The following is a 5,988-nucleotide window of genomic DNA, read 5'->3' as shown; positions in this document are numbered from 1 at the left end:
AGCGACAACACCATCGATTCCAGCAAGATCGCACAGGCCCGCATCGCCTATGGCGGCCGCGGCCAGCTCACCGATGTGCAGCAGCAACGTTACGGTCAACAGGTGATGGACGTGCTGCTGCCGTTCTAGAGGGCATGACCCCGATCCGAAGGGCGGGGCGAGCGCAAGGTGAGAACCGATTTTCGGATCAGTTGATGCCCAGATAAAGACAACGAGCTCCCACATCCCATCGCGAACCTGGGCGCGATGAGATGTTCTACGCGGCCTCCGTCAGCTCCCCTGGCGGAGGCCGTGGCTGTTTTGGGCCTCGCTTTTCCAAGCCATTTCGCATTCTTCGAGGCGAAGGATTTTCTTGCACAACGCGGGCGTAATCGCGCCGCGGGAATGCGGAGGTGTGTCTTCGCGGTTGCAGCTATCGTGAGAGCGAAACCCCTCACCCGAATTGCTTCGCAATTCGACCTCTCCCACAAGGGGAGAGGTGAAAGGAAGCTCAGGCAAACCCGGCTTCCACCCTCCCGAGCCCCGACAGATCCATCGTCACCTTGTCGCCGGCGTTGAGCCAAATGGTCTTGACCAGGCTTCCGGTCAGCACGATCTGGCCTGCGCGCAGGCTCTGGCCGCTTTCGGCGAGATGGTTGGCGAGCCAGGCCAGCGGATTGTGCGGATGGCCGAGCACATCGGCGCCGGTGCCCCTGCTAACTTCGACGTCGTTGATGATGGCGCGGCCGACCACATCGAGCAGATCGGGCGCCGCGGCGCGCGCGACGGGTTTCCCCAGCACGCAGCCGGCAGCGAAGAAATCGTCGGCCACCAGGGTCGGCGCTCCCATGGTCTGCCAGTGGCTATAGCGGTCGTCGACGATCTCGATCGCCGGCAGATAGGCCTCGATGGCTTGTCCGACCTTGTCCGCCGTGAACGGCGCCTGCGACGGCGGCAGGTCGCGCGCCAGCCGCACGGCGATTTCGCATTCGACGCCGACGCGGACGAAATCGGCATGCCACAGCGACACGCCGCTATTGTGAACGCCTTTGGCGAACACGCTGCCGCCGCAGGGATGCGGGATTCCGATATATTGCTGCATCACCGCGCTGGTGCAGCCGATCTTGTAGCCGGCGAACGCGCCGAAATCGGCCGACAGCAGGTCGCGCAGCGCTTCCTGGATCCGGTATCCCTCGGCCTCCGTCCGTGGCGCGGCGTCGCCGGCGAGCGGTTGCAGCGGCATTCCGTTGCGGCGGGCGGCGGCGATGGCGTTGGCGGCGGCGAGAATGTCGGTCATCGAGGATTACCTCACCTCAACCTGAGGAGGCGCGTCAGCGCCGTCTCGAAGGATGGGCTGCACACCGGACGTTTCATGGTTCGAGACGCGCGTGCCGCGCTCCTCACCATGAGGCAGGAGAGGACATCCTACTCGTCGCGATAGACCTTCTCGCGCTTTTCGTGGCGCTCCTGCGCTTCCACCGACAGGGTTGCGATCGGGCGGGCTTCGAGCCGCTTCAGCGAGATCGGCTCGCCGGTCTCCTCGCAATAGCCGTAGGTGTTGTCGTCGATGCGCTGCAGGGCGGCGTCGATCTTGGAGATCAGCTTGCGCTGGCGGTCGCGGGCGCGAAGCTCGATGGCGCGGTCGGTTTCGGAAGAGGCCCGGTCGGCCAGATCAGGATGATTGACGTTCTCTTCCTGCAGCGTCTGCAGCGTGATCCGCGATTCCCGCAGGATCTCGTCCTTCCACGCCAGGAGCTTGGCGCGAAAGTAATCGCGCTGCCGGTCGTTCATGAAAGGCTCTTTTTCGCTAGGTCGGTAGTTCTTCAACTTTTCCAAGGCCAGCCCATCTGCGATGCAAGGCGGGCCGAAAAGGGTCGGTCCGCGCGCGCCTTATATAGCGGTGGGTTGTGACAGACAATATCGCGTGGGAAGCGGAAACCCGGGCACCGCGGGGTTTCCCGGCAGGAACCTGTGCACAAGGAAAACGCCGGACGCCGGGGGCGTCAGAACTGCCCGGCCTTGGCGAGCTCGACTTCGACCCGCAGCTCGATCTCGGACAGGACCGCGTCGAGGCCGGGATCGCCGGAGGTCGATTTGAGGTCGGCGGCGGCGGTGCGCAGCCGGGTCACGGTGGAAGCATCGAAATTGCCGGACAGCAGGCCGATCTTCAGATCGTCCAGCACGTCCAGCGCACCCCTGCCGCGCTGCACCGAGCGCTTGCGGCGCTCGGCCGGGTCTTCAATGTCCTGGATGCCCTGCAGCGCCAGCAGCGCGTCGATATTGCCGGCCGCCCTGGGCGCGACCGCGGCGCGGCTTTCGGGGGTGCCGGTTGCCTCGGGCAGCGCAAAACCGGTCGAGCTGGTTCGCCTCGCAGTCGTCACGGTCGACCCGAGAGTGGTGCCGTTCGGTCCGTAGATGCGCATCGAGTGTTCTCGCGGTGGTTCTCGCCTGTGGCCGCCAGCTTCGACCTTTTATGGTTAAGGCAAAGTAAATGACCCGGCAAAATCTGCCGCCAGGGCAGTTTCGCCACGGCGGCGCGCGGCGCCGACGAGGCGGTTCTTCCAGATTTATGTAACAAAATCATTAGGTTACGTTCGCGAGCGGGCATGGCACTGATCTCGCATAGTCAATTGGCGGATCGCCGTCATGGGAGTGGCAGCGAACCAGGTCCAGACCTCAGCGGGGAGCAGAGGATGCCAAGCGTTATCTCGGCAAACGTATTCAAGACGGCCTGCGCGGCACTGCTGGCGCTGGGGCTTTCGATGATGTCGGCGCATGCGACGTCCCGAATCAAGGATCTCGCCAATATCGAGGGCGTGCGGCAGAACCAGCTGATCGGCTACGGCCTCGTGGTCGGCCTCAACGGCACCGGCGACACCCTCAACAACATCCCCTTCACCAAGCAATCGCTGCAGGCGATGCTCGAGCGCATGGGCGTCAACATCCGCGGCGCCACCATTCGCACCGGCAACGTCGCCGCCGTGATGGTCACCGGCAACCTGCCGGCGTTCGGCACTCAGGGCACGCGGATGGATGTCACGGTATCGGCGCTCGGCGATTCCAAGAATCTGCAGGGCGGCACGCTCCTGGTCACCCCCCTGCTCGGCGCCGACGGCAACGTCTATGCGGTAGCACAGGGCTCGGTCGCGATCGGCGGTTTCCAGGCCGAGGGCGAGGCCGCCAAGATCGTCCGCGGCGTGCCGACCGTCGGCCGCATCGCCAACGGCGCCATTATCGAGCGCGAGATCGAGTTCGCGCTCAACCGCCTGCCCAATGTGCGGCTGGCGCTGCGCAACGCCGATTTCACCACCGCCAAGCGCATCGCGGCCGCCGTCAACGATTTTCTCGGCGCCAAGAGCGCCGAGCCGATCGATCCCTCGACGGTGCAACTCACGATTCCCTCGGAATTCAAGGGTAACGTCGTCGCCTTCCTGACCGAGATCGAGCAGTTGCAGGTCGAGCCTGATCTGGCGGCCAAGATCGTGATCGACGAACGCTCCGGCATCATCGTGATGGGCCGCGATGTCCGCGTCGCCACGGTTGCGGTTGCGCAGGGCAATCTCACGGTCACGATTTCCGAAAGTCCGCAAGTCAGCCAGCCCAATCCGCTCTCGCGCGGGCGAACCGTGGTGACGCCGCGCACCAGCGTCGGGGTCACCGAAGACGGCAAGAAGTTCGCGCTGGTGAAGGACGGCGTATCGCTGCAGCAACTCGTCGACGGCCTCAACGGGCTCGGCATCGGCCCGCGCGACCTGATCGGCATTCTGCAGGCGATCAAGGCCGCCGGCGCGATCCAGGCCGACATCGAGGTGATGTGATGCAAAACGCCCCGATCGGCGGCATCCACGGCGGCACGTCCGCCAAGGCCGCGATCCCCATCATCAACGGCCGGCGGGATCCCGAACTGGCGAATGCCCTGCAGAAGGTCTCGCCGCAGGCGCAGGCCAAGGCCAAGGCCACCGCGCAGGATTTCGAGGCGATGTTCCTCAATTCGATGTTCTCGCAGATGACCAGCGGCCTGCAGGGTGAAGGTCCGTTCGGCAACACGCCGGGCACCGGGGTCTGGCGCTCGATGCTGACGGAGCAATATTCGAAATCCTTCGCCAAGGCCGGCGGCGTCGGGATTTCCAACGACGTCTACCGCACGCTGATCCTGCAGCAGGCCAAGCAAGCCGGCCGCGCCAGCTAGACCCAAAGGACCTCCATGAATCAACATCCTCAACGGCGGCAGGCTCCGGTCCCGATCCCGATGGCGTCGACTGCGGCCGAGGCCCGCAAGCTCGCCGAGGATTTGATGGACGTCATGAGCGGGTTGCTCGGCGTCATCGAGCGCGAAACCGAACTAGTCCGCGCCGGCAAGCTGCGCGAGGCGATGAAGTTCGAGACGCAAAAGACCGATTTGTCTCACCGCTATGTCAACGCGGTCGGCCGCCTGAAGGCCAGCCAGAAATTCCTGTTCCAGACGGCGCCGGAGCTGCTGACCACGCTGCATCGTCATCACGACGTGTTTCGCGCCATGCTGCAGGTCAATCTCACGGTACTGGCGACCGCGCACGCGGTGTCCGAAGGCATCGTGCGCGGCGTCAACACCGAGATGCAGCGCCGCAATATTCCCAACACCTACACCGCTGCGGGGCGCCGCGCAGCGCCCGGACCGCGACACATCACGCCGCTGTCGGTCAGCCGCTCGCTCTGAGCCGCGTAGCGATTGCCAACATTTTTAACAAAATTCGCGCGGCGAAGTCCGCGCAATATTCAGCGCATCCTCTAACGCAACGTTGAGAGTTCGCAGGCCATAGTCGCCGGCGGAGAGGGTTGGGATTTTACTCTGGGAAAGCCAGGAGGCTGCCGTGAGTACGAATTTCAACATCAAGCCGGTGGGGGCACCGGCTGCGCAGTCCGCAAACAGCGCGGTAGCGACCGAATTACTGGCCAGCGCGAGCGTCACCGCGACCGCGGACCCGATCGCTTATCGGGTGGCCGATAACCGCACCAGTCTGGTGGTGCAGCAGTTTCCCGATGAATCCATATTGCGCCGTCGCGCCTATTTCCGCGCGCTCGACCTGACGAGGCGGGCACCGACGCGTCTTGTCGTCACCGACCGGATGGCCTGAGTCTGAGTTAAGGGGCCCAGGAAACGCCCTAGCGTCAGACCCGGCCTGACAGACCCGCCGCGAGATTGCAGTTGATGTCGATCAGCGACTTTAGTTTCGCCGGATCAGGATCCAGCTGCATTTCAACTGTCTGCTTCATCACGAAAACCGCAATGCTGGCGACGTTCTGGCGAATTTCCATGGGCTGCGGATTCTCGTCGCTTTCCGCGGCGCTCATGAAGATGGCCCACAGCCGGCGATTGAAGAGCAGCGCCGAATGCATTCGAGTATCGGGACCTGTCCAGTTTGCCTGGACCTCCTGCAGCTTTCTCGCAGCCATCAGCAACGTCTGCGCTTCCATTTCACGCGGAGACCCCGTCGTGTGCGACGTACGTGCATAGGCTTGAGCGGCATGAGACATCCATCACCTCGGGGTTTGCGCAGGACACAGGCCATCCGAACTGCCCAAGTTTTATACTTGGTCGCCTTTAAAATATGGTTAGCGGCCGTTTCTATGTGTGTCCGCAACCGGGCAAATCGCGGCGTGCTTGCTGCCCTCGCCATATGACGATCACATCAAAGAGGCGGCGGGGTTTGCCTCGCCGCCTTTGTTGTTCGATGGGCCGAAATCAGCGCAGAAGCTGGATCACGCTCTGCTGCGACTGGTTGGCAAGCGCCAGCGCGGAGACCGCGATTGACTGGCGTGTCGCCAGCGCCTGGCTATTGGCCGCTTCTGCGTTCGGATCGGCGATCGTCAGGTTGGATGCGCCGGTCTGCAGCACGTTGATCAGGTTCTTCGAAAAATCCTGACGGATCTGAACGATCGACAGGTTGGAACCCAACGATGACGCTTCCGTTTGCAACGAGCTGCTCGCATTGCTGAGCGCGGTCAGCACGCTGTTGGCCGAATTATTGT

General features: G+C 63.5%; 10 protein-coding genes. 5 read left to right on the top strand and 5 right to left on the bottom strand.

What is annotated here, in order from left to right:
* Positions 1-129, top strand: a 129-nt coding sequence (locus E7813_RS21670) for a flagellar basal body L-ring protein FlgH (protein ID WP_291577317.1), incomplete at its 5' end; no start/stop codon positions are given.
* 361 nt (positions 130-490) lie between these two features.
* Here E7813_RS21670 and E7813_RS21665 read toward each other — a convergent pair.
* The 3 genes from E7813_RS21665 to E7813_RS21655 form a co-directional block, all read right to left on the bottom strand.
* On the bottom strand, positions 491-1,276 hold the full coding sequence (locus E7813_RS21665) for a fumarylacetoacetate hydrolase family protein (protein WP_291577315.1): 786 nt from the start codon (positions 1,274-1,276) through the stop codon (positions 491-493).
* Between the two features lie 128 nt (positions 1,277-1,404).
* Positions 1,405-1,770: an RNA polymerase-binding protein DksA gene (dksA, locus tag E7813_RS21660; protein WP_154072547.1), complete on the bottom strand. Its 366-nt coding sequence runs from the start codon at positions 1,768-1,770 to the stop codon at positions 1,405-1,407.
* 212 nt (positions 1,771-1,982) lie between these two features.
* Positions 1,983-2,402: a flagellar assembly protein FliX gene (locus tag E7813_RS21655; RefSeq protein WP_291577314.1), complete on the bottom strand. Its 420-nt coding sequence runs from the start codon at positions 2,400-2,402 to the stop codon at positions 1,983-1,985.
* Positions 2,403-2,672: 270 nt separating this feature from the next.
* Here E7813_RS21655 and E7813_RS21650 point away from each other — a divergent pair, with 270 nt between their 5' ends.
* The 4 genes from E7813_RS21650 to E7813_RS21635 all read left to right on the top strand — a co-directional run bounded on the left by E7813_RS21650 (position 2,673) and on the right by E7813_RS21635 (position 5,093).
* Positions 2,673-3,797, top strand: a complete 1,125-nt coding sequence (locus E7813_RS21650; RefSeq protein ID WP_291577313.1) for a flagellar basal body P-ring protein FlgI — start codon at positions 2,673-2,675, stop codon at positions 3,795-3,797.
* Entirely contained in the window at positions 3,797-4,168 is a 372-nt protein-coding gene (flgJ, locus tag E7813_RS21645; protein ID WP_291577312.1) for a flagellar assembly peptidoglycan hydrolase FlgJ, read from the top strand. Before E7813_RS21650 ends, flgJ begins: the two co-directional genes overlap by 1 nt.
* Before the next feature lie 60 nt (positions 4,169-4,228).
* Complete coding sequence (locus E7813_RS21640) at positions 4,229-4,675, top strand: hypothetical protein (RefSeq protein ID WP_291577311.1); 447 nt, start codon at positions 4,229-4,231, stop codon at positions 4,673-4,675.
* A 154-nt stretch (positions 4,676-4,829) separates the two neighbouring features.
* Complete coding sequence (locus E7813_RS21635; RefSeq protein ID WP_291577309.1) at positions 4,830-5,093, top strand: hypothetical protein; 264 nt, start codon at positions 4,830-4,832, stop codon at positions 5,091-5,093.
* 34 nt (positions 5,094-5,127) lie between these two features.
* Here the strand turns inward: E7813_RS21635 and flaF are convergent, their stop codons facing one another.
* Together flaF and E7813_RS21625 are read right to left on the bottom strand one after the other, a co-directional pair.
* Complete coding sequence (gene flaF, locus E7813_RS21630; RefSeq protein WP_291577308.1) at positions 5,128-5,493, bottom strand: flagellar biosynthesis regulator FlaF; 366 nt, start codon at positions 5,491-5,493, stop codon at positions 5,128-5,130.
* A gap of 208 nt (positions 5,494-5,701) precedes the next feature.
* The coding region (locus E7813_RS21625; RefSeq protein WP_291577307.1) for a flagellin at positions 5,702-5,988 on the bottom strand (287 nt) is incomplete at its 5' end.

Source organism: Bradyrhizobium sp. (assembly GCF_004799405.1).
GTDB lineage: Bacteria > Pseudomonadota > Alphaproteobacteria > Rhizobiales > Xanthobacteraceae > Bradyrhizobium.
This window is presented reverse-complemented; position numbering and strand designations above follow the sequence as displayed.

What these genes read in the sequence shown, in the direction of transcription:
- E7813_RS21665 (WP_291577315.1), bottom strand. Translation starts at nt 1,276, where the DNA reads ATGACCGACATTCTCGCCGCCGCCAACGCCATCGCCGCCGCCCGCCGC.
- dksA (WP_154072547.1), bottom strand. Translation starts at nt 1,770, where the DNA reads ATGAACGACCGGCAGCGCGATTACTTTCGCGCCAAGCTCCTGGCGTGG.
- E7813_RS21655 (WP_291577314.1), bottom strand. Translation starts at nt 2,402, where the DNA reads ATGCGCATCTACGGACCGAACGGCACCACTCTCGGGTCGACCGTGACG.
- E7813_RS21650 (WP_291577313.1), top strand. Translation starts at nt 2,673, where the DNA reads ATGCCAAGCGTTATCTCGGCAAACGTATTCAAGACGGCCTGCGCGGCA.
- flgJ (WP_291577312.1), top strand. Translation starts at nt 3,797, where the DNA reads ATGCAAAACGCCCCGATCGGCGGCATCCACGGCGGCACGTCCGCCAAG.
- E7813_RS21640 (WP_291577311.1), top strand. Translation starts at nt 4,229, where the DNA reads ATGGCGTCGACTGCGGCCGAGGCCCGCAAGCTCGCCGAGGATTTGATG.
- flaF (WP_291577308.1), bottom strand. Translation starts at nt 5,493, where the DNA reads ATGTCTCATGCCGCTCAAGCCTATGCACGTACGTCGCACACGACGGGG.